The sequence below is a fragment of the Streptomyces spinoverrucosus genome (assembly GCF_015712165.1).
GTDB classification, from domain to species: Bacteria; Actinomycetota; Actinomycetes; order Streptomycetales; family Streptomycetaceae; genus Streptomyces; species Streptomyces spinoverrucosus_A.
Genome location: NZ_JADPZX010000003.1, coordinates 63331 through 85844, shown reverse-complemented (window position 1 = coordinate 85844; position 22514 = coordinate 63331). Strand labels below are relative to the sequence as shown.

The window sequence follows — 22514 nt, the reverse complement described above, 5'->3', positions numbered from 1 at the left end:
CCGGAGCCAACAGGCCACGTGAGGAGGACCTTTCAGGCGTCCGGCGGACGCGCTCCCACGAGCCACATCGAGAAGAACTGCGAGCCGCCGCCGTAGGCGTGTCCGAGCACCTTCCGGGCGCCGTCGACCTGATGGTCTCCCGCCAGCCCGCGCACCTGGAGGGCCGCCTCCGCGAAGCGGATCATGCCGGAGGCGCCGATGGGGTTGGTGGACAGCACGCCGCCCGACATGTTGACCGGCAGGTCCCCGTCCAGTTCGGTCACCCCGGACTCGGTGAGCTTCCAGCCCTCGCCCTCGGCGGCGAAGCCGAGGTTCTCCAGCCACATCGGCTCGTACCAGGAGAACGGTACGTAGATCTCGGCGGCGTCGATGTCCCGGCGCGGGTCGGCGATCCCCGCCTGCCGGTACACGTCGGCGGCGCAGTCCCGGCCGGCCCGTGGCGAGACGAAGTCCTTCCCGGCGAAGAGGGTGGGTTCGCTGCGCATCGCGCCGCCGAGCATCCAGGCGGGCGGGCGGGGCGCCCGGGCGGCTCCGGCGCGGTCGGTGAGGATCATGGCGCAGGCGCCGTCGGAGGACGGGCAGGTCTCCGAGTAGCGGATCGGGTCCCAGAGCATGGGCGAGGCCTGGACCTTCTCCAGGGTGATGTCGTGCTCGTGGAGGTGGGCGTAGGGGTTCTTCAGGGCGTTGCGCCGGTCCTTGTACGCCACGAGCGAGCCGATCGTGTCGGGCGCGCCGCTGCGGCGCATGTACGCCCGCACGTGCGGGGCGAAGAAGCCGCCCGCCCCGGCCAGCAGCGGCTGCTGGAACGGGATCGGCAGGGACAAGCCCCACATGGCGTTGGACTCGGACTGCTTTTCGAAGGCGAGGGTGAGGACGGTGGCGTGCACGCGGGCGGCGACGAGCTGGGCCGCGACCAGGGCGGTGGAGCCGCCGACGGAGCCGGCGGTGTGCACGCGCAGCATCGGCTTGCCGACCGCGCCGAGCGCGTCCGCCAGGTACAGCTCCGGCATCATCACGCCCTCGAAGAAGTCGGGCGCCTTGCCGATGACGACGGCGTCGATGTCGGCCCAGGTCAGCTCGGCGTCGTCGAGGGCGCGTCGGGCCGCCTCCCGGACGAGCCCGGCGAGGGAGACGTCCCGGCGTGCCGCCACGTGCTTGGTCTGGCCGACGCCTACGACGGCCACGGGCTCCTTGCTCATCGGGGATCCCCTTCGAGTACGGCGACCAGGTTCTGTTGCAGACAGGGGCCGGACGTGGCGTGGGCGAGGGCCCGGTCGGACTCGCCCCGGTGGATGCGTGCCGCCGCCTCACCGATACGGATCAGGCCGGCGGCCATGATCGGGTGGGCGGCGAGCGCCCCGCCGGACGGGTTGACGGACACCGTGTCGTCGAAGCGCAGGGCCTTGCGCAGGACGACCTCCTGGGCGGTGAACGGCGCGTGCAGCTCGGCGGTGTCGACGGGCCGTTCGAAGGCTCCGGCGCGCTCGGCGGCCAGGCGGGTGGAGGGCGAGTCGGTGAGGTCGCGGACGCCGAGGCCGTGCGCCTCGATGCGGTGGTCGATGCCGCGGATCCAGGCGGGGCGTGCGCACAGCTCGCGGGCGCGTTCCCCGGCGGCGAGGATCACGGCTGCGGCGCCGTCGCCGATGGGCGGGCAGTCGCCGGTGCGCAGGGGCCGTACCACGTACTCCCCGTGCGGCACCGGACCCCGCAGTTGGGCGTGGGGGTTGTCCTCGGCCGCCGCGCGGCTGCGGGCGGCGACGGCGGCGAGGGCGGGCTCGTCGGTCTCGCCCGCGTCGATGAGCGCCTGGGCCTGGAGGGCGGCGAGGGCGACGGAGTCGGGCCACAGCGGGGCGACGTAGTACGGGTCGAGCTGGCGGGTGAGGACGTCCCGCACCGAGCCCGGCGAGGACTTGCCGTACGCGTACACGAGGGCGGTGTCCGCCTCCCCCGTGAGCAGCTTGGTCCACGCCTCGTACAGCGCCCAGGCGCCGTCCATCTCGACGTGCGACTCGGAGATCGGCGGCCAGGCGCCCACGCCGTCCAGGGCGAGGGTGAAGGAGAAGGCGCGGCCGGCGAGGTAGTCGCTGGAGCCGGAGCAGGTGAAGCCGATGTCGGCGGTCTTCAGGCCGGTGCGGTCCAGCACCTCGTGCAGGACCGGCATGAGCATCTCGACCTCGGAGAGCTCGTCGCTGGTGCGCCGATGGTCGGTCTGGGCGAAGGCGACGACGGCGATGTCGCGGGTCACAGCAGCTCCTTGTACGTGTCGTAGTCCGCGTCGGGTTCGCCGGTCGGCCGGTAGTGGTCGGGGTAGCGGCTGTCCTCGGTCCACACGGGTTCGACCCGCAGGCCCATCCGGACCTGGTCGTACGGGATGCCGCCGATGCGTCCGTGCAGGGCGAGGCCGGCTCCGTCGAGGGCGATGTGGGCGTAGACGTACGGGACTTCGATGTCCAGGTTCTTCGCTTTGATGTTGACGATGCAGAACGTGGTGACCGTGCCGCGCGGGCCGACCTCGACCTGTTCGCCGGTGGCGATGCCGCAGGTGGGGCAGGCGCCCCGGGGCGGCACGTACACCTTGCGGCAGGACGGGCAGCGTTCGCCGACGGTCCGCCGGTCGGAGAGCGCCCTGATGTAGGCGGACTGGGCGCGGCCGGGGCTGTAGGAGTAGTCGAGCCGGGCGTGCGCGACGATGCCGGTGACCGGGTCCTCGAACTCGCCGGTGTGGCCGGTCGGTTGGGCGTCTTCGCCGTCGTACGGCTCGAAGCAGGCGATGTCGGTGATGGCGCCGGTGCGTTGCTCCGCCCAGCGGACGCGGACCCGCATGCCGGTGTGGACCGCCTCCGGTCCCGGGGCGTCCAGGGCGTGCAGCAGGGCCGTGTCGGCGCCGTCGAGGCGGACCAGGGCCCAGGCGAAGGGGGTGTCGAGGGGCTGACCGCGGCGGGGGGCGTGGTTCCAGGCCCAGGTGGTGACGGTGCCGGTGGGGGCGATCTCGACGAGGTCGCGGATCTCCTCGGCGGTGACGGGGTCGTACTCGACCGGTGGGACGAGGGTGCGGCCGTCGCCGGTGTGCACGCCCAGGACGACGCGTTCGCGCAGGCCGGTGAGGAAGGCGCTCTGGACGGGGCCGAGGGAGCGGGTGAAGGGGAACTCGACGACGAGGGGGGCTTTGAGGACTTCGGGCATCGCGGGAACTCCTTGGAGGTCAGGCGCGCTTGTAGTGAGACGGTCGCTTCTCCGCGAAGGCGCGGGCGCCCTCCTTGGCGTCCGCGGTGTCGAAGATCGGCCAGCCACGGGCGAGTTCGGCGGCCAGGCCGTCGGTCTCGGTCATCTCGGCGGTCTCGTACACCGACGCCTTGACGGCCTCGACGGCGAGCGGGCCGCAGGCGTTGATCCGTTCGGCGATCTTCAGCGCCTCGGCGAGCGCGGTGCCGTCGGGGACGACATGGCCGACCAGGCCGATGTCCGCCGCCTCCCGGGCGCCGTACGGCCGTCCGGTGAGCAGCATTTCGAGGGCGTGGGTGCGGGGGATCTGGCGTTGCAGCCGGACGGTCGAGCCGCCGATGGGGAAGAGTCCGCGCCGGACCTCGAACAGCCCGAAGGTCGCGGACTCGGCCGCGACGCGGATGTCGGTGCCCTGGAGGATCTCGGTGCCGCCCGCGACGCACGGGCCCTCGACGGCGGCGATCACGGGTTTGCGTGGGCGGTGGTGGCGCAGCATGGCCTTCCAGTGCAGGTCGGGGTCGGCCTTGAGCCGGTCCCGGTACTGCTCACCGGCCATCCCCTTGCCCGCCAGGGCCTTCAGGTCCATGCCCGCGCAGAAGGCGCCGCCCGCGCCGGTCAGCACGATCGAGCGGATCGCCTCGTCCTCGTCGGCCTCGATCCAGCCGTCGTACAGGCCTACGAGCATCGGCAGCGAGAGCGCGTTCTTGGCCTCGGGCCGGTTGAGCGTGAGCACCAGTGTGGCGCCTTCGCGCTGCACGGTGAGGTGTTCGGTGCCACCCATGGGTGTCCTCCGTCCGCGGGAACGAGAACAGGTTGCAGGAGGAGGGTGGGCACTTCAAGAGTTTTCTGACAGTCAGTCAGATTTCTGCTGCGCGGACCCTTCACAGTTGTGTCGCCCTTTGCTCTGATGACCGGCAACCCGAGGGACAGCGAGGTCAGGAGGAGCGGTGGAGTACAACCTTGCCGACCTGTTCGAGTCGGTCGTGGACGTGGTGCCGGACCGTGAGGCGCTGGTGTACCTCGACCACCCGGGCACGGGCGCGGAGCGCCGGCTGACGTACGCCGAGTTGGACGCGGCCGCCAACCGCATCGGTCACCACCTGCTCGACAGCGACATCCGCCCCGGTGAGCACCTCGGGCTGCACCTGTACAACGGCGTCGAGTACCTCCAGACGGTGCTCGGCTGCCTGAAGGCGCGGATCGTGCCGGTGAACGTCAACTACCGCTATGTCGAGGAGGAGCTGGTCTATCTCTACCGGGACGCCGATCTGGTGGCCGTGGCGTTCGACGCGGAGTTCACGGACCGGGTGGCGGCGGCGCTTCCCCGGGCGGAGAAGGTGCGGCATCTGGTGCGGGTGGGGGCGCGGGGCTCGCTGGGGGTGCCGTTCACGGAGGCCGAGAACGGTGGCTCTCCGGAGCGCGGATTCCCGGCCCGTTCCGGGGACGACCAGTTCATCATCTACACCGGCGGTACGACCGGGATGCCCAAGGGCGTGATGTGGCGGCAGGAGGATCTGTTCTTCTCCGGGCTGGGCGGTGGGGCGCCGACCGGTGAGCCGGTGAGGAAGCCCGAGGAGCTGGCCGAGCGGGTCGCGGCGGGCGGATCGGGCATCACCTTCTTCCCCACTCCCCCGCTGATGCACGGCACGTCCACGCTCACGGCGTTCATCGGCTTCAACTTCGGGCAACGCGTCGTACTGCACCGCAAGTTCGTGCCCGAGGAGGTGCTGCGGACCGTCGAGAAGGAGAAGGTCACCAGCATGTCGCTGGTCGGCGACGCGATGCTGCGCCCGCTGATCGACGCCCTCTCCGGGCCGCTGAAGGGCACGGACTGCTCCTCGATGTTCAGCGTGTCCTCGTCCGGCGCGATCATGTCGGAGACGGTGCGGGAGCAGTTCCTCGCGCTCGTCCCGCATGTGATGCTGCTGAACAACTTCGGCTCCTCCGAGTCCGGCTTCAACGGCACGGCGACGGACGACTCCGGCCCCGAGCGGGGCTTCCGCATACGCGTCAACTCCCGTACGCGGGTGGTGGATCCGGCGACGCGCGAGCCGGTGGCCGTCGGCGAGGTGGGCCGGATCGCCCAGTGCGGCCACGTACCGCTCGGCTACTACAACGACCCGGCGAAGACCGCCGAGACCTTCTTCGAGCGGGACGACGAGCGGTGGGTGCTGCTCGGCGACATGGCCACCGTCGACGAGCAGGGCGTGGTCACCGTCCTCGGCCGTGGCTCGCAGTGCATCAACACCGGGGGCGAGAAGGTGTACCCGGAGGAGGTCGAGCAGGCCCTGAAGTCCCATCCGGACGTGTACGACGCGCTGGTGGCCGGGGTGCCGGACGCGAAGTGGGGCAACCATGTCGCGGCGGTCGTGCAGGTGCGGGAGGGCGCCCGAAAGCTGACTTTGGCGGACCTCCAGACCCACTGCCGGGACCGGCTGGCGGGGTACAAGATCCCGCGCCAGCTCGTCATCACCGAGTCCATCCGCCGCTCCCCGAGCGGCAAGGCGGACTACCGGTGGGCCAGGGAAGTGGCCGCCGCGGCCGACAGGCCCTGAAGTAGACCGCCGGCTACTCGCCCGTCCCCTTCCCTTTCCCTGCGAAGAAGTCCGCGGTGCGTCCCACGAACCACTCGGGGTCGTCCACCCACGGGTAGTGCCCCGCGCCCGGCTGCACGGCCACCTCGGCGTTGGGGAAGGCCTCGGCCGTGCGGCGGGCGAGGTCGGGGCGGGGCCCGCCGTCGAGTTCGCCGGCGTACACGAGGACCGGGGCGGCCAGCGCGGCCAGTGCGGCGCGGGTCGCGGGCGGGTCGTAGGCGCCCTCGGAGCCGTACCGTTCGGCGGCCTCCGCGTTGCCCTCCTCCTCGTCCCGCCTGGCATGCGCTGCGGCCGCCTCGTCCCAGCGCCCGTAGAAGAACGGGATGAACCGCGGATCGAATTCGCCGCCCTCCCGCAGCCACCGCTCGAACGCCGGGAACGCCTCCGCGAACCACGACTCGCCCTCCCGCAGCCGGGCGGCGGCCAGCCGGTCCTCGGTCGTCGCCGGCATACCCAGGGCCCAGGGCGTCGCGGTGATCAGCGCGAGCCGCGCCACCCGTTCGGGATGGCGGGCGGCGTACAGCATGGCCAGGCTGCCGCCCGCCGAGTGGCCGAGCAGGTCCATCCGCTCCAGGCCCAGGTGGGCCCGCAGCGCCTCCACGTCGTCCACGAGCCGGTCGCAGCGGTACGTCGCCGGATCCGCCGGCACCGCGGAGTCGCCGGTGCCGCGCAGGTCGAGCAGGACCAGTCGGCGGCGGGCGGAGAGTCCGCCCAGGTCACCGAGGTAGGCGGAGGGCCGCATGGGGCCGCCGGGCAGGACGAGCAGGGGGTCGCCGTCGCCGCGCAGATGGTAGGCGAGCCGGGTTCCGTCGGGGGCGCTGAAGGTGGGCATGGCGGTCATCCTCAACGACCGGGAGCCCCCGCGCAACGGAGTTCCGGCCGCCGCAGAAAGTGCGGGCAGACCACTTGCCTCCACCGCGCCGGGCTGGATTACTGATCCACAACACCTCGACCGAATGATCGGTCGCCCGGATTGCCGCGGTTGGTGAGGGAGAGGTCTCATGGCGGAGACGACGGACCTGCTGGACGCGGGGGAACGGCTGGGCGCGCAGGAGCTGCGGGCACTGCAGCTGGAGCGGCTACGGGCACAGCTGGGGCACGCCTACGCCAACGTGCCCTTCTACCGGGAGTCCTTCGACAAGGCCGGAGTCCACCCGGACGACTGCCGCTCCCTCGCCGATCTCGCCCGCTTCCCCTTCACCACCAAGGCCGACCTGCGCGAGCACTACCCGTACGGGATGTTCGCCGTGCCCCGGGAGCGCATCCGCCGGATCCACGCGTCGAGCGGCACCACCGGGCGCCCGACGGTCGTCGGATACACGGACGACGACCTGTCGATGTGGGCCGACATGGTGGCGCGTTCGATCCGGGCGGCGGGCGGGCGGCCCGGCGACACGGTGCATGTGGCGTACAGGTACGGGCTGTTCACCGGCGGCCTGGGCGCCCACTACGGCGCCGAGCGCCTCGGCTGTACGGTGATCCCCGCGTCCGGCGGCATGACAGCCCGTCAGGTGCAGCTGATCCAGGACCTCAAGCCCGGCATCATCATGGTGACGCCGTCCTACATGCTCACGCTGCTCGACGAGTTCGAACGCCAGGGCGTCGATCCGAGGAGCACCTCGCTGCGGGTGGGGATCTTCGGGGCCGAGCCCTGGACGGAGGGCATGCGGCGGGAGATCGAGGAGCGGTTCGCGATCGACGCGGTGGACATATACGGCCTGTCGGAGGTGATCGGCCCGGGTGTCGCCCAGGAGTGCGTGGAGACCAAGGACGGTCTGCATGTGTACGAGGACCACTTCTACCCGGAGATCGTCGACCCGATCACCGGTGAGGTGCTGCCCGACGGCGAGCGGGGCGAGCTGGTGTTCACCTCGCTCACCAAGGAGGCCATGCCCGTGATCCGGTACCGGACGCGGGACCTGACACGGCTGTTGCCGGGCACGGCCCGCACCTTCCGCCGGATGGAGAAGATCACCGGCCGCAGCGACGACATGGTGATCCTGCGCGGCGTGAACCTGTTCCCCACCCAGATCGAGGAGATCGTGCTCCGTACCCCCGGCGTGGCCCCGCACTTCCAGCTGCGTCTGACCCGCGAGGGCCGGCTGGACGCTCTCACCGTCCGGGCCGAGGCCCGCCCCGACGCGACGGCCGAGACGCGGGACGACGCGGCGCGGGCCATCGCGGCGGCCGTGAAGGACGGCATCGGCGTGTCGGTGGCGGTGGAGATCGTCGAACCGGAGTCGCTGGAGCGGTCCGTGGGGAAGATCAGGCGGATCGTGGACCTGCGTCCGAGCTGACTTCAGCCGTCGCCGAACCGGTCCCGCAGCTCCCGCTTGAGGATCTTGCCGCTGGCGTTGCGGGGCAGCGCGTCCACGAACACCACCCGCTTCGGCGCCTTGAAGTGGGGCAGTTTCTCCCGCGCGTGGGCGATCAACTCCGCCTCCGTCACCTCGCCGCGCGGGACGACGACGGCGGTGATGACCTCGATCCACTTCTCGTCGGGCAGCCCGACGACGGCGACCTCGGCGACGGACTCGTGGGTGTAGAGGGCGTCCTCGACCTGCCGTGAGGCCACCAGCACAGCACCGGAGTTGATGACGTCCTTCACCCGGTCGACGATCGTGAAGTAGCCGTGCGCGTCCCGCACCGCGAGGTCGCCGGAGTGGAACCAGCCGTCGCGGAAGGCCTCGGCGGTCTCCTCGGGCTTGTTCCAGTAGCCCTCGCACAGCTGCGGGGAACGGTAGACGATCTCGCCGGGTGTGCCGTCGGGCGCGTCCTTGCCGTCGGCGTCGACGACCCGGGCGTCCACGAACAGCACCGGCCGGCCGCAGGAGTCCATCCGGCCCTTGTGCTCGTCGGGTGCGAGGACGGTGGCCAGGGGGCCGATCTCGCTCTGGCCGAAGCAGTTGTAGAACGCCAGTTTCGGCAACCGCTCCCGCAGCCGTTCCAGGACCGGCACCGGCATGATCGACGCCCCGTAGTACGCCTTGCGCAGTCCGCTCAGGTCGCGGGTCGCGAAGTCGGCCCGGTTCGACAGGCCGATCCACACGGTGGGCGGTGCGAACAGGCTGTCCACGCGCCCGGCCTCGATCAGGTCGAAGAGCCGGTCGCCGTCCGGTGCGTCGAGGATGATGTTCGTCGCCCCGACCGCGAGGTACGGCAGCAGGAAGACATGCATCTGGGCCGAGTGGTACAGCGGCAGCGCGTGCACCGGCCGGTCGCCCGCGCCGAGGTCGAGGGCGGTGATCGCGCTGAGGTACTCGTGCACCAGCGCCCGGTGCGTCATCATCGCGCCCTTGGGCAGGGCCGTCGTGCCCGAGGTGTAGAGCAGCTGCGTCAGGTCCTCGGCACGCGGCTCCGGACCGTCGTACGGGTCGAAGGACGGCAGCCGCGCGAGCAGCGAGTCGTGGTCGTCGCGCAACGGCAACACCCTTACGCCGTCCGGCAGTCGATCGGCCAGATCCGGGTCGGCGAGGACCAGCCCGCTGCCCGACTGCTCGATGATGTACGTCAGGTCGTCGCCCGTCAGGTTCTGGTTGACCGGCACGTGCACCAGGCCCGCTCGGGCGCAGGCGAGGAAGCCGATGAGGTAGGCGTCGGAGTTGTGACCGTAGGCGCCGACGCGGTCGCCGGGGGCGAGGCCCTCGCCGAGCAGGAGGCTCGCCGCCCGGGAGACGGCGTCGTCGAGTTCCTCGTACGTCCAGCGGCGGTCGCGGTACTCGACCGCGACGCGCGCCGGGGTGCGGCGGGCGCTGCGCCGCAGCACGCCGTCAACTGTGCTGCCATGTCCGGGCGTCATGACTGTTGATCCTCGGTCCGTGTCCGGACGAGGTCAAGTGACCCGGCCGCAACGGACATACCCGTTGGTACGCTCAACCGCTCCTTCCCTCAATGACGTTGGAAGGCACGATGCGCATCCGCCTGAGACGGTTCACCCTCACGGCCGTCGCCCTGCTCAGTATGGCGTCAGCGTCCCGTCGCCTCGACAGCGACGAGTACGGTAACGGGAGCTGCCCGGAGGACAGCGAAGAACGGCTGCAGAATGTGGGTTCGATACAAGCAGACCGCGCGTCCTGGCCGGAGGACGGCAGAGCCGCCGACTACCACGCGGGGACCGGCGCGGACCCCATCAGCATCTGGGCGGGTCGAGGGTGCATGGTCCGGTGGGCTCGTCGGTGAACCTCTCGAAGTGGGCTGCGGCAACGCTCATCGCGCGCGGCCTGCGACCGACCCGTACATCAGCCGCCGCAGCACCGCTTCGGCGGGGCCGCGGCGGCCCGCGCGCTCCAGGGCGTGTGCTCCGGCCACGGTGACCAGCCAGACGGCGACCGCGAACAGGGCCATGGTGGCGCTGCCGAGATGTTCGCCGAGTCCGAGGCCCCATGCGGCCAGCACGGGGGCGAAGAGCAGCGAGTGGGCGAGGTAGCAGGACAACGAGCGCTTCCCCACGGCGGTGACCGCCTTGACCGCCGTGGCGCCGCGTCGGGGCTCACGGGTGGTCCACCAGTGCGCGAAGAGGGCGACGGCGGCGACGTAGCCGAGTCCGGCGGCGTTGCCGGTGGCGTCCCTGAGGATGGTGAGCGCCCCGGACTCGCTCTGCGCGTCGGCCGGTACGTCCAGGGCGCCGACGTGGGCGAGCGCTGCCGGCAGCGCGCCGAGCCAGCCGACCGCGATGCCGATGACGGCGGTCCACCGCAGCAGGGTGCGACGGCGGCCGGGCTCCTCCAGGACGCGGTGCCGCGCGGCCAGGAAACCGAGCAGGAAGAGCACGAACCCACCGCCGACGAGGGACAGCGGCGCGGCGACGAAGGTGACGAACAGGCCGGTCTCCAGCCGGATGCCCGCGGCGGTGAGCCAGCTCTCCTCGTCCGGCGCGTACGCCTTGAAGCCGGGCTCGGCGCCCGCGTTGCCGAGCGTGCCCAACTCGCCCCGCAGCAACGCCGACACGACGGGCTCGGCGGAGCTGAACAGCAGCAGGGCGACGCCGATCCCGATCCACCATTTCAGGGCGCGTTCGCCGCGCCGGAGGAAGGCCAGGCCCAGGACGAGGCTCAGCACCCCGTAGAAGCCGATGATGTCGCCGGCCATGAGCAGACCGGAATGGGCCAGGCCGATGACGATCAGCCACAGACTGCGCCGGCGCAGAATCCTCACGGCGTCGCGCTCCGCCGTGCCGGCGGTGGTCTGCCGGAGGTAGAGCTGCATCATGCCGTAGCCGAAGAGGAACGCGAAGAGCGGGTAGACCCGCAGGTCGAGCACGGTGATCATGGTGAACTGCACCGCGTGGTCGAGCCACGAGCCGTCGACGGGCTGCCATCCGGAGGGGCCGCGCCGGGCCGCCCAGAGATGGAAGGCGGTGTTGGACAGGACGATGCCCAGCAGCATGATGCCGCGGGCGAGATCGGGGGCGAGCGCGCGTTCCCCGGGCTGTACGCCCCCGCGCCGCAGGCGGCCCTGCGTGGTCGTGGTCGTCATACGGCCACGTTAGAAAGGCGGGGCATCGCCGGGCATCGGCCGAAGGTCGCGCGGACGCCGACCAAAGGATGACGTCCGCTGCACGGGCCTGACCAAAGGCGCCGCGTCACATCGCCCGGGTCCGCCCCTCCCAGTACGGCTCCCGCAGCCGCCGTTTGTACAGCTTGCCGTTGGGGTCGCGGGGCATCTCGGCGGTGAAGTCGACGCTCTTGGGGCGCTTGTAGCCGGCGAGCCGGTCGGCGCAGTGGGCGAGGAGGGCGGCGGCGAGGTGGGGGCCGGGTTCGTGGCCGGGGGCCGGTTCGACGACCGCCTTCACCTCCTCGCCCCAGTCGTCGTGCGGGATGCCGAAGGCGGCGGCGTCGGCGACGGCGGGGTGGGCGAGCAGCACGGACTCGATCTCGGCCGGGTAGATGTTGACGCCGCCGGAGATGATCAGGTCGATCTTGCGGTCCCGGAGGAACAGATAGCCGTCCTCGTCGAGACAGCCGAGGTCGCCGACGGTGAAGAAGTCGCCGATGCGGTTCTTCCGGGTCTTGTCGTCGTCCTTGTGGTAGGCGAAGCCGCCGGTGCTCATCTTCATGTAGACGGTGCCGAGTTCGCCGGGCGGCAGCCGGTTGCCGTCGTCGTCGAAGATCGCGAGTTCGCTGATGGGCCAGGCCTTGCCGACGGTGCCGGGTTTCTTCAGCCAGTCCTCGGCGGTGGCGAAGGCGCCGCCGCCCTCGCTGGCCGCGTAGTACTCCTCGACACAGTGGCCCCACCAGTCGATCATGGCGCGTTTGACGTGGTCGGGGCAGGGGGCGGCGCCGTGGATGGCGTGCCGCATGGCGGAGACGTCGTACGACCGCCGGACGTCCTCCGGGAGGGCCAGCAGCCGGTGGAACTGGGTCGGGACCATGTGGGTGTGTGTGCACCTGTGCCGGTCGATCAGCCGGAGCATCTCCTCGGGCGTCCACTTGTCCATCACGACCAGTCGGTGGCCGATGTGGAGCGAGGCGCCGGCGAACTGGAGTACGGCCGTGTGGTAGAGCGGCGAGCAGACGAGGTGGACGTTGTCGTCGTACGGCTTGATGCCGAAGATGCCGAGGAAGCCGCCGAGGTAGGACTCCTCCGGGAGCTTGCCGGGCAGGGGGCGGCGGATGCCGCGGGGGCGGCCGGTGGTGCCCGAGGTGTAGTTCATGACCCAGCCCAGGGTGCGGTCGGCGGGCGGTGACTCCGGTTGCCCGTCGAGGAGTTCGGCGTACGGCCGGAAGCCCTCGGCTGTGCCGACCGCGTACCGGTGCGTGGCCGCAAGGCCCGCCTCGTCGGCGGCTTGGCGGGCCGCGTCGGCGAACCGTCCATGGGCGACGAGCACCTTGGCACCGGAGTCGGCGACGATCCAGGCGATCTCGGGGCCGACGAGGTGGTGGTTGACCGGGACCAGGTAGAACCCGGCCTGGGTGGCGGCCAGATACGCCGTGAGGAACTCGGGCCCGTTGGGCAGCACGACCGCGAAGGCGTCGCCGCGCTCCAGGCCCGCCGCGCGCAGGCCGTGCACGAGGCGGTTGGCGGCACCGTGCAGGCGTCCGGCGGTCCACTCCTCTCCATCGGGTGCGACGAGGACCGGGCGGTCGGGGTCGGCGGTGGCCTGGGCCCAGAAGCCGGTGGGGTGGTTCATGACTGGCCGCTCCTTCCGGCGATGCGGTTGATGCGGTCGACGGCCCGCTCGAAGCCGCGTGTGAGGTCGTCGAAGACGGCCCGCACGCTGCGTTCGCTGGTCATCCGGCCGACGATCTGGCCGACGGGCGTGCCGAGCAGGGGTTCGACCTCGTACTTCTGGATGCGCGAGACGGCCTCGGCGACGAGGAGGCCCTGCAGGGGCATGGGGAGGGTGCCCGGTCCGGCGGGGTCGTCCCAGGCGTCGGTCCACTCGGTGCGCAGCTGGCGGGCGGGCTTGCCGGTCAGGGCGCGGGAGCGGACGGTGTCGCCGGAACCGGCCGCGAGGAGTCTGCGGGTCAGGGCCGGGGAGTGGAGGTCGGCCTCGGTGGTGGTCAGCCAGATGGAGCCCGTCCACACGCCCTGCGCGCCGAGGGCCAGCGCGGCGGCCACCTGCTGTCCGCTGCCGATACCTCCGGCGGCCAGCACAGGCAGCGGGTCGACGGCCTCGACGACCTCGGGGGTGAGCACCATGGAGGCGATCTCGCCGGTGTGTCCGCCCGCCTCGTAGCCCTGGGCCACGACGATGTCGATCCCGGCGTCCTTGTGCTTCTTCGCATGCCGGGCGCTGCCCGCGAGCGCGGCGACCAGGACGCCCCGGTCGTGGGCGCGCTGAACGACATCGGCGGGCGGTGAGCCGAGGGCGTTCGCCAGCAGCCGGATCGGGTAGTCGAAGGCGACGTCGAGCTGGGTGCGGGCGACCTGCTCCATCCAGCCGGTGATACGCCACCCGGACGCCTCGCCCTCGGGGAGTTCGGGTACGCCGTACTTGGCGAGGGTGTCCTGGACGAACTGCCGGTGCCCGTCGGGGATCATCGCCTCCACGTCGGCCTCCGTGACGCCCTCCACCTTCTTCGCGGGCATCACGACGTCCAGGCCGTAGGGTCGGCCCTCGGCGTGCGCCTCGATCCAGTCGAGGTCGCGCTTGAGGTCGTCGGGGGCGGTGTAGCGGACCGCGCCGAGCACTCCGAAGCCGCCGGCCCGGCTGATGGCCGCGGCGACGGCGGGGAACGGCGTGAAGCCGAAGAGGGCGTGCTCGATTCCCAGTTGCTTGCTCAGCTCCGTCTGCATGGGCGCAGGATGCCGCAGTACTCCGGACGACGGAAGAGGTTTCCTGACAGAGCGTCAGATTTATCGGGTGGGCGTGCTGGACATGCTTTCGGGTACGGCCGCGACCGACCCACGTTCGGGAGGATCCTCGATGACCGACGGCATGGCAGACAGAGCGATGACGCGTCGTCAGCTCGGCAGGGCGGCGGTGGCCCTGGGCGGCGCCCTGACCCTCGCCCCCTTGCCCGCGGGACCGGCCGCGGCCGCCACCCCCGGACACGGACACCCCACGCTGCGCCACGGCTCCCCGGAGCGCGCCGGGCTGCTCGCCCCGCATCTGCGCCAACTCGTCATCGACGCGAAGGCCTTCCTCGGGCCCTCCCCCAAGTACCCGTGGTACGCGGGGGCCGTGCTGCTGGCCGGGCGGGGCGGGACCGTGGCGTTGCACGAGCCGATCGGGATGGCGGTGCGGTACGCGGCGTACGACGAGAAGAGCGACACCGGCGTCGAGCTGCCCGCCGAGGAGCAGATCCCGATGGCCGAGGACACCGTCTTCGACCTGGCCTCGGTGTCCAAGCTGTTCACCTCGATCCTGGCCGTGCAGCAGATCGAGCGGGGGGCGCTGGAGCTGGAGGCGACGGTCGCCTCGTACCTGCCGGAGTTCGGGGGCGCGGGCAAGCAGGGCATCACGGTGCGGCAGCTGCTGACGCACACCTCGGGGTTCCGGGCGTGGATTCCGCTGTACAACGCGCCGACGTACGAGGAGAAGCTGCGGCTCATCTGGGACGAGGCGCCGGTCGGCGCGCCGGGGAGCAGGTATCTGTACTCGGACCTCAATCTGATCTCGCTTCAGCTGGTGCTGGAGAAGATCACCGCTCTCCGTTTGGATGCCCTGCTCCGGAAGGAGATCACCGCTCCACTCGGGATGCACCGCACTCGTTTCAATCCGCCGGCCTCCTGGCGGCCGAGGATCGCGGCCACCGAGGACGCCCGCAAGCCGTGGTCGGGGCTGGAGCGGGGGCTGGTGTGGGGCGAGGTGCACGACGAGAACGCGTACAGCCTCGGCGGCGTCGCCGGGCACGCCGGTGTGTTCTCCTGCGCGTGGGACCTCGCCGTGCTCGGCCGCACGCTGCTCAACGGCGGCGACTACGGCCGGGCGCGCATCCTGCGGCCGGAGTCGGTGGAGCTGATGTTCACCGACTTCAACACCGCCTTCCCCGGCGACGAGCACGGCCTCGGTTTCGAGCTCTACCAGCACTGGTACATGGGCGCGATGGCCACCCCGCGCACCGCCGGGCACACCGGCTTCACCGGCACCTCCCTGGTCCTCGACCCGACCACCGACTCCTTCCTCGTCGTGCTCGGCAACTCCGTCCACCCGATGCGCAGTTGGCGCTCCGGTTCCGCGCCCCGGGTCGCCGCCGCGAACCATCTGGCGCGGGCCGTACCCGTACGGCCCGCGCGCGGTCGCACCGCCTGGTTCTCCGGGATGGCGAGCTCGGCGACCGCGACGCTCGCGCTGCCCCCGCTCGACACGACGTCCGGCGCTGCGCGGCTGCGCTGCGCGCTGTGGTGGGACACCGAACCGGCGGCCGACGGCCTGGTCCTGGAGTCCTCGACGGACGGCGGCGCGACCTGGCAGCCGGTCCCGTTCACCACCGACCGGCGTGGCGACGCCCCGGAGGAGCACCCGTCCGGCCGGGTCACCGGCTGGTCGGGCCGCACCTGGCACCGGCTGACGGCGGCTCTCCCGGCGGACCCTGGGCTCACCCTGCGCTGGCGGTACACCACCGACCGGCTGTACGTCGGCCGTGGGGCGTACGTCGACGGCCTGCGCGTCGAGGCGGGCCGTACCGTCCTCTTCGACGAGGCGCGGCCCGCCGACGCGGCGCGGATCACGGCGACGGGGTGGGCGGTTTCGGCCGACTGACCGGCGATCCGGTACCTCACGTCACCGGCAGCGGCTGTTCCGCCCAGATGGTCTTCCCCGTCCCGCTCGGCCGCGTCCCCCACCGCTCGGTCAGCTGGGCGACCAGCAGCAGGCCGCGGCCGCCCTCGTCGTAGGTGCGGGCCCGGCGCAGATGGGGTGAGGTGCTGCTGGCGTCGGAGACCTCGCAGATCAGGGTGCGGTCGCGGATGAGCCGGAGCTGGATGGGGGCGCCGCCGTAGCGGATGGCGTTGGTGACCAGTTCGCTGACCACGAGTTCGGTGACGAAGGCGGCCTCGTCGAGCCCCCAGCGGGTCAGCTGCTCGGTGGCGTACTGCCGCGCGGTGGCGACCATCGCAGGGTCGGCGGGCAGGTCCCACACGGCCACCTGGCCGGCGTCCAGGGCGCGGGTGCGGGCGATCAGGAGGGCCACGTCGTCGGCCGGGTTGTCGGGGAGCAGGGACTTGAGGACCGTGTCGCACATGTCCTCCAGGCTCTCCGCGGGTGCGGCGAGGGCCGTGCGCAGGGCCTGCGTTCCCGCGTCCACGTCGTAGTCGCGGGCCTCGATCAGACCGTCCGTGTAGAGGGCCAGCACGGCGCCTTCCGGCAGCTCCAGGTCGGTGGCCTCGAACGGCAGTCCGCCGACGCCGAGCATCGGTCCGGGGGTCATCGCGACCGCCTCGGCCGTTCCGTCCGGCAGCAGCACGGCGGGCGGCGGATGGCCGGCCGCGGCCATGGTGCAATGCCGGGACACGGGGTCGTACACCGCGTACAGGCAGGTCGCGCCGAACTCGCCGACCGACTGGGTGTCGTCGCCGGCGAGGTGGCCGACCAGGTCGTCCAGGTGGGTGAGGAGTTCGTCGGGCGGCAGGTCGACGTCGGCCAGCGTCCACACCGCCGTACGGAGCCGCCCCATGGTCACGGAGGCGTGGATGCCGTGGCCGACGACGTCACCGACGACGAGCGCCACCCGCGTCCCGGACAGCGGGATCACGTCGAACCAGTCGCCGCCGACGCCCGCCTGGGACAGCGCCGGCAGGTAGCGGGAGGCACACTCGACCGCGGCCTGTGCGGTCACCGCCTGCGGCAGCAGACTGCGTTGCAGGGCGAGGGCGGTGGTCCGTTCGCGGGTGTAGCGGCGGGCGTTGTCGACGCACACGGCGGCGCGGCTGGCCAGCTCCTGGGCCAGGGCGACGTCGTCGCGGTCGAAGGCGTCGGGGGCCGCGGGAGTGAGGTTGCGGACGAAGACGGCCACGCCCAGTGTCGTGCCCCGGGCGATCAGGGGGACGGCCATCAGTGCGAACTCCGGCCGCTCGGCGTCGGCCAGCACGGCGGTGCGGGCCTCGTGGCCGGCGAGCCAGGTGTCGAGGTCGGTCTCGCCGGTGCGGGTGATCACGGGAGTGCCGGTGGCCAGGGCGCGGGCGGGCGGCGACTCGGGTGGGTAGACGTCCGCCGCGCCGAGGGTGATCGCGGCTTCCGGCACGCCTGGGGTGAGGGAGTGGTGGGCGGCCCGGCGCAGCGTCACGTCGGCCTCCGCCGCGCCGAAGCCCGGCTCCTCGCCGAGGAGGACCGATTCCAGCAGGTCCACGCTGGCGAAGTCGGCCAGCCGCGGTACCACCAGCTCGGCCAGTTCGCGGGCCGTGTGGGCGACGTCGAGTTTGGTGCCGATGCCCTCGGCGGCCTCGTTCAGCATCGCCAGCCGCTGCCGGGCCCAGTGCTGCTCGCTGCTGTCGAACGCGGCCAGCGCGGTGCCGATCAGCTCGCCGGACGGATCCCGCACCGGCCACATCTCGACGTTCCAGGCGTGCATGCGGCGGCCGGACGGGGAGCGGGTCCAGCTCTCGTAGTGCACCGGCCGCCCGGTCTCCACGACCTTCTGCAGATGGCGCAGGAAGCCGCGGCTGTGCTCGGCGTCCTCCACGGTGTCCGGGTAGTGGCGGTGCAGGAACTCCGCTTCGGGGCGGCCCATGACCTGGCAGCTCGCCTCGTTCATCCGCAGATAGCGCTGCCCGGTGTCGAAGACGGACATCGACATCGACGCCTGCTGGAACGCCAGCTCGCCCAGCGTCCGCGTCCGGGCGTCGTGGCTCGCGGTGACCACGTAGGCCTGTGCCCGCCCGTCGGCGCCCGCCAGCGGGCAGGCGCGCAGGGCCAGGTCGGCGCGGCGCCCGTCCCGCCGCCGTACGGGCACCACGGCGGCGCCCGTCTCCCGCAGGGCACGCCAGGCGGTGTCGGCGTCGCCGTCCACCAGGCCGGCGGCCGGGCGGCCGGTCACCTCCTCGGCCGGGTGGCCGGTGAGCAGGCGCGCCCCGTCGCTCCAGCCCGTGACGACGCCGCGCGCGTCAACCACGGCCATGGCGTCCCCGGCTGTGGTCGCTCGTGCCGCGTCGTCGGGCGGCGACGTCACCATGTGTACGAGGATCGCGCGCCCTTCGACCGGCATCAAGCCGGGTCGCCCCCGGGGGGTGGGGTCACCGGGACGAGCTGTCGTCCCCCTCCAGGACCGCCATCGCCGCGTTGTGCCCCGGCACCCCGCTCACCCCGCCGCCGCGCACGGCGCCCGCCCCGCACAGCAGCACGTTGGCGTGCCGGGTCTCCACGCCCCAGCGGCCGGTGCCGTCCTGGGCGTACGGCCAGGACAGCTCGCGGTGGAAGATGTTGCCGCCGGGCAGCCGCAGGTCGCGCTCCAGGTCGAGCGGCGTCCTGGCCTCGATGCAGGGCCGTCCCTCGGCGTCGGTGGCCAGGCAGTCGGCGAGGGGTTCGGCGAGGTGGGCGTCGAGCTGGGCGAGGGTCGGTTTCAGCAGGGCGTCGCGGGCGGCGTCGTTGTCCGGTGCGAAGAGCCGGGCGGGGGTGTGCAGGCCGAACAGGGTGAGGGTCTGGTAGCCCCGCTCGACCAGGTCGGGGGCGAGGATCGACGGGTCGGTCAGGGAGTGGCAGTAGATCTCGGACGGCGGGGCGCTGGGCAGGTCGCCGGCGGCGGCCTGCGCGTAGGCGGTGGCGAGCTGCTCGTACCCCTCGGCGATGTGGAAGGTGCCGGCGAACGCCTCGCGCGGGTCGACCGAGCTGTCGCGCAGCCTCGGCAGCCGCTTGAGCAGCATGTTGACCTTGAGTTGGGCGCCCTCGGCGGGTGCGGGCGGGGTGTCGCCGGTGAGGGCGGCCAGCGCCTGTGGGGAGGCGCCCACGAGGACGTGCCGGGCGACGGCGACGCCCTCGCCCTCGTGGGTGCGGTAGGCGACCTCGGCGGTACGGCCGTCGGTGTCGATCCGCAGGGCCTCGTGGCCGGTGGCGATGGCGGCGCCCGCCTCGCGGGCCGCGGTGGTGAGCGCGCCGGTCAGGGCGCCCATGCCGCCGACGGGGACGTCCCAGGCGCCGGTGCCGCCGCCGATCACGTGGTAGAGGAAGCAGCGGTTCTGGCGCAGATCCGCGTCGTGCGCGTCGGCGAACGTCCCGATCAGCGCGTCGGTCAGGACCACACCCCGCACCAGGTCGTCGGCGAACCGGTCCTCCACGGCGACGCCGATCGGTTCCTCGAAGAGCATCCGCCAGGCGTCCTCGTCGTCGACGCGGCGGCGCAGCTCGTCGCGCGTGGGGAGCGGCTCCGTCAGCGTCGGGAACACCCGCTGGGCGACCCGGCCGGTCATGCCGTAGAAGCGCTGCCAGGCCTCGTACTCGCGTTCCCCGCCCGTCAGCCGCGCGAAGGCCTCCCTGGTGCGCTGCTCGCCACCGCCGACGAGCAGTCCGGTCGGCCGGCCGTCGCGTTCGACGGGGGTGTACGACGAGATGGTGCGGGTGCGCAGGCGGAAGTCCAGGCCGAGGTCGCGCACGATCTTCTGCGGCAGCAGGCTGACCAGGTAGGAGTAGCGCGAGAGGCGGGCGTCGACGCCGGGGAAGGGGCGGGTGGAGACGGCGGCGCCGCCGGTGTGGTCCAGCCGTTCCAGCACCAGTACCGACCGTCCGGCGCGGGCCAGGTAGGCGGCGGCGACCAGGCCGTTGTGGCCGCCGCCGACGATGACGGCGTCGTACGCGCGGGATCCCTCGTGTGCAGGCATGGTTCTTGGTAACACGCGGTGTTCCGGGTCGGCCAGAGCGGGCCCCGCCGGTCAGGCTCTGTGGGAGTCCCAGGCACCCGCCCGGGTCCGCTGCCGTGACAGTCCCACGCACCCCGCCCAGGGTCCGCCGCCGTGACAGTCCCAGGCACCCCGCCCGTCCCAGCCCGCGTGAGTGTCGCGCGCACCCTGCCCGGGGGCAGGCCCGTGGGACTCCGACGCCCCGGCCCGGTCAGCCCCCGTGAGACGCACGCCCCGGCCCGTTCAGTCCCTGTGCGCGTCCCGCTGTCGGCGCAGTTCCGCGAGCCTGCGGTGCAGCTCCGCGGCCTCCTGGCCGCGGCCGAGTTGCTCCAGGCAGTGGGCCTCGTCGTTGCGGGCGGCGAGGGTGTCGGGGTGGTCGGCGCCCAGGACGCGTTCGCGGGTGCCGGCGACCGTGCGGTACTCGGTGAGCGCGTCGGTCCAGCGGCCGAGCCAGCCGAGGCCGACGGCGACCTCGCGGCGGCTGACCAGGGTGTCGGGGTGGTCGGGGCCGAGGACACGCTCGCGGATCGCGCACACGTCACGGGACTCGACGAGGGCCTCCTCCCAGCGGCCGAGGCGGCCGAGGTTGACGCCGAGGCCGTGCCGGGCGCGCAGGGTCTCGGGATGGTCGGCGCCGTGGACGCGGGTGCGGTCGTCGATCAGGTCCCGGTACAGCTTGAGCGCCTCGGCGCCGCAGCCGAGCCGGCCGAGGCTGATGCCGATCTCGTAGCGGGCGGCGAGGGTGTCGGGGTGGTCGGGGCCGAGCGCCCGGGCGCGGGCCTCGGCGACCTCACGGTAGGTGTCCAGCGCCTCCGGCCAGCGGCCCAGCTGACCGAGCGCGTAGGCGACTTCGTACCGCGTGACCAGGGTGTCGGGATGAGTGGGCCCGAGCACCCGGGCGCGGGCCTCGGCCACGTCGGAGGCCAGGCGGTACGAGTCCTCCAGGCGGCCGAGTCTGCTGAGGTTGAAGGCGAGGTTGTGGCGGCAGCGCAACGTGTCGGGGTGGTCGGCGCCCATGGTGCGTTCCCGCACGGCGAGCACCGAGCTGTAGACCTGGTGCGCCTCGAGGGGACGGCCCAACTGGCCCAGCACGTACGCCGTCTCCTGCCGGGCGGCGAGGGCGTCCGGGTGCTCGGCGCCCAGCACCTGCTCGCGGACGCGGGCGACGTGCGTGTACTCGCGCAGCGCGTCGGCGGCGCGGCCGGTGCGGCTGAGGGTGAAGGCGATTTCGTAGCGGCTGGCGAGGGTGTCGGGATGGTCGGGGCCGAGGAGGTGCTCGCGTTCGGCGGCGACCGCGCGGTGCACCTCGCCCGCCTCCGCCCAGCGGCCGAGGCGCCCCAGGCTGAGGCCGGCGTTGTGGCGTCCGGCGAGAGTGGTGAGCGCCTCCTCGGGCGGGGCGGGAGGGGTGTCGGGCACCGGGAGGGGCTCGGGGCCGGTGGTGGGGCGGGCGATCCACTCACCGGTGAGTCCGGCGCCGACCTCCGGCGGCGGAGTGCGCAGCGCGGCGCCGGCCGCCTTGTGGCCGGTGGTCATGCCGTGGGTCCAGGACGGCAGCCGCTCCTCACGGGCGGTCGGCTCGGCGCCGATCACGGTCGGCACATACGCCGGCGCGATCCGGCCCGCGCCGATTCTGCGGCCCAGCTCGGTGGCGTCGCGCGGCCGTTGGTCGGGCAGCTTGGCGAGCAGGTCCAGGATGATCTGCTCCAGGTAGGCGGGCAGGTCGGCGCGGTGGCTGCGCGGCGGCTCGGGCGGGGTGTCGCGGTGGCCGACGAGGATCGCCCACGCGTCGCCCAGGTCGAACGGCGGCACCCCGGTGGCGAGTTCGTACAGCACGCACCCGAGCGAGTACAGGTCGCTGCGCTGGTCGACCTCGTCCCCGCCGATCTGCTCGGGCGACATGTAGTGCGGGGTGCCCATGGCGACGCCGGTTCCGGTCAGCCGGGAGGTGAAGCCGATGTCGGCGCCGAGGCGGGCGATGCCGAAGTCGCAGATCTTCACCGTGCCGTCGGTCAGCCGCACGATGTTGGCGGGCTTCAGGTCCCGGTGCACGATGCCCTGCCGGTGGGTGTAGGCGAGGGCCGCGGAGACCTGCTCGGCGATGTCGACTATGTCCGGGACCGGCAGCGGATGGTGCTTGTTGTCCTCCAGCACCTGACTGAGGTTGCGGCCCTGGAGCAGCTCCATCACCAGGAACAGCACCCCGTCGGACTCGCCGAAGTCGTGGACGACGGTCACCCCGCGGTGCTGCAGCGCGGCGGCCACCCGGGCCTCGCGGCGAAACCTTTCCCGCAGCACGCGGGTGAAGGACTGGTCGTGGTGCGGGCCGAGGGGCCTGAGGCACTTCACGGCGACGTGCCGGCCGAGCGACTCGTCGCGGGCCCGCCACACCTCGCCCATGCCGCCGCGCCCGATCAGGTCCAGCAGCCGGTACCGGCCCTGGATCAGCCTGGTCTCGCCCATCGCGTGCCGTCGCCCCCGTCGCTGTGA

15 protein-coding genes are annotated in these 22514 nt (G+C 72.6%); 3 read left to right on the top strand and 12 right to left on the bottom strand.

Features of this window, described 5'->3' with window-relative positions:
• Nucleotides 1-32: 32 nt before the first annotated feature.
• Genes I2W78_RS37905 through I2W78_RS37890 form a run of 4 tightly spaced genes read right to left on the bottom strand, consistent with a single transcriptional unit; the run spans nucleotide 33 to nucleotide 4003 of the window.
• Nucleotides 33-1199 (bottom strand): thiolase domain-containing protein, encoded by a 1167-nt coding sequence (locus I2W78_RS37905; RefSeq protein WP_196465301.1) that lies wholly within the window; start codon nucleotides 1197-1199, stop codon nucleotides 33-35.
• Complete coding sequence (locus tag I2W78_RS37900; RefSeq protein ID WP_196465300.1) at nucleotides 1196-2245, bottom strand: thiolase domain-containing protein; 1050 nt, start codon at nucleotides 2243-2245, stop codon at nucleotides 1196-1198. Before I2W78_RS37900 ends, I2W78_RS37905 begins: the two co-directional genes overlap by 4 nt.
• Entirely contained in the window at nucleotides 2242-3183 is a 942-nt protein-coding gene (locus tag I2W78_RS37895) for a Zn-ribbon domain-containing OB-fold protein (RefSeq protein WP_196465299.1), read from the bottom strand. Before I2W78_RS37895 ends, I2W78_RS37900 begins: the two co-directional genes overlap by 4 nt.
• Before the next feature lie 19 nt (nucleotides 3184-3202).
• Nucleotides 3203-4003, bottom strand: a complete 801-nt coding sequence (locus I2W78_RS37890; protein WP_196465298.1) for a crotonase/enoyl-CoA hydratase family protein — start codon at nucleotides 4001-4003, stop codon at nucleotides 3203-3205.
• Between the two features lie 166 nt (nucleotides 4004-4169).
• Here I2W78_RS37890 and I2W78_RS37885 point away from each other — a divergent pair, with 166 nt between their 5' ends.
• Nucleotides 4170-5777 (top strand): acyl-CoA synthetase, encoded by a 1608-nt coding sequence (locus tag I2W78_RS37885; RefSeq protein ID WP_196465297.1) that lies wholly within the window; start codon nucleotides 4170-4172, stop codon nucleotides 5775-5777.
• Nucleotides 5778-5790: 13 nt separating this feature from the next.
• Here I2W78_RS37885 and I2W78_RS37880 read toward each other — a convergent pair whose 3' ends face one another.
• On the bottom strand, nucleotides 5791-6648 hold the full coding sequence (locus I2W78_RS37880) for an alpha/beta fold hydrolase (protein ID WP_196465296.1): 858 nt from the start codon (nucleotides 6646-6648) through the stop codon (nucleotides 5791-5793).
• Nucleotides 6649-6817: 169 nt separating this feature from the next.
• Between I2W78_RS37880 and paaK the strand changes: the two genes are divergently transcribed.
• The gene (paaK, locus tag I2W78_RS37875) at nucleotides 6818-8113 is read left to right on the top strand and encodes a phenylacetate--CoA ligase PaaK (protein WP_196465295.1); all 1296 of its coding nucleotides are present in this window, start codon (nucleotides 6818-6820) and stop codon (nucleotides 8111-8113) included.
• Between the two features lie 2 nt (nucleotides 8114-8115).
• Here paaK and I2W78_RS37870 read toward each other — a convergent pair whose 3' ends face one another.
• The 4 genes from I2W78_RS37870 to I2W78_RS37855 form a co-directional block, all read right to left on the bottom strand.
• The gene (locus tag I2W78_RS37870) at nucleotides 8116-9615 is read right to left on the bottom strand and encodes an acyl-CoA synthetase (RefSeq protein ID WP_196465294.1); all 1500 of its coding nucleotides are present in this window, start codon (nucleotides 9613-9615) and stop codon (nucleotides 8116-8118) included.
• A 407-nt stretch (nucleotides 9616-10022) separates the two neighbouring features.
• Nucleotides 10023-11291 carry a DUF418 domain-containing protein gene (locus I2W78_RS37865; protein ID WP_196465293.1) on the bottom strand — a complete coding sequence of 423 codons (1269 nt, stop codon included), beginning with the start codon at nucleotides 11289-11291 and terminating at the stop codon, nucleotides 10023-10025.
• A 106-nt stretch (nucleotides 11292-11397) separates the two neighbouring features.
• Nucleotides 11398-12945 carry an acyl-CoA synthetase gene (locus I2W78_RS37860; RefSeq protein WP_196465292.1) on the bottom strand — a complete coding sequence of 516 codons (1548 nt, stop codon included), beginning with the start codon at nucleotides 12943-12945 and terminating at the stop codon, nucleotides 11398-11400.
• Entirely contained in the window at nucleotides 12942-14054 is a 1113-nt protein-coding gene (locus tag I2W78_RS37855) for a nitronate monooxygenase (RefSeq protein ID WP_196465291.1), read from the bottom strand. The genes I2W78_RS37860 and I2W78_RS37855 overlap by 4 nt, the downstream gene beginning before the upstream one ends.
• A 130-nt stretch (nucleotides 14055-14184) precedes the next feature.
• Here I2W78_RS37855 and I2W78_RS37850 point away from each other — a divergent pair, with 130 nt between their 5' ends.
• Nucleotides 14185-15963: a serine hydrolase domain-containing protein gene (locus I2W78_RS37850; protein WP_196465290.1), complete on the top strand. Its 1779-nt coding sequence runs from the start codon at nucleotides 14185-14187 to the stop codon at nucleotides 15961-15963.
• 16 nt (nucleotides 15964-15979) lie between these two features.
• Here the strand turns inward: I2W78_RS37850 and I2W78_RS37845 are convergent, their stop codons facing one another.
• The 3 genes from I2W78_RS37845 to I2W78_RS37835 all read right to left on the bottom strand — a co-directional run bounded on the left by I2W78_RS37845 (nucleotide 15980) and on the right by I2W78_RS37835 (nucleotide 22487).
• Nucleotides 15980-18370, bottom strand: a complete 2391-nt coding sequence (locus I2W78_RS37845) for a SpoIIE family protein phosphatase (protein ID WP_196465289.1) — start codon at nucleotides 18368-18370, stop codon at nucleotides 15980-15982.
• 61 nt (nucleotides 18371-18431) lie between these two features.
• Nucleotides 18432-20009 (bottom strand): phytoene desaturase family protein, encoded by a 1578-nt coding sequence (locus I2W78_RS37840; protein WP_196465288.1) that lies wholly within the window; start codon nucleotides 20007-20009, stop codon nucleotides 18432-18434.
• 261 nt (nucleotides 20010-20270) lie between these two features.
• Entirely contained in the window at nucleotides 20271-22487 is a 2217-nt protein-coding gene (locus I2W78_RS37835; protein WP_196465287.1) for a serine/threonine-protein kinase, read from the bottom strand.
• Nucleotides 22488-22514 lie beyond the last annotated feature (27 nt).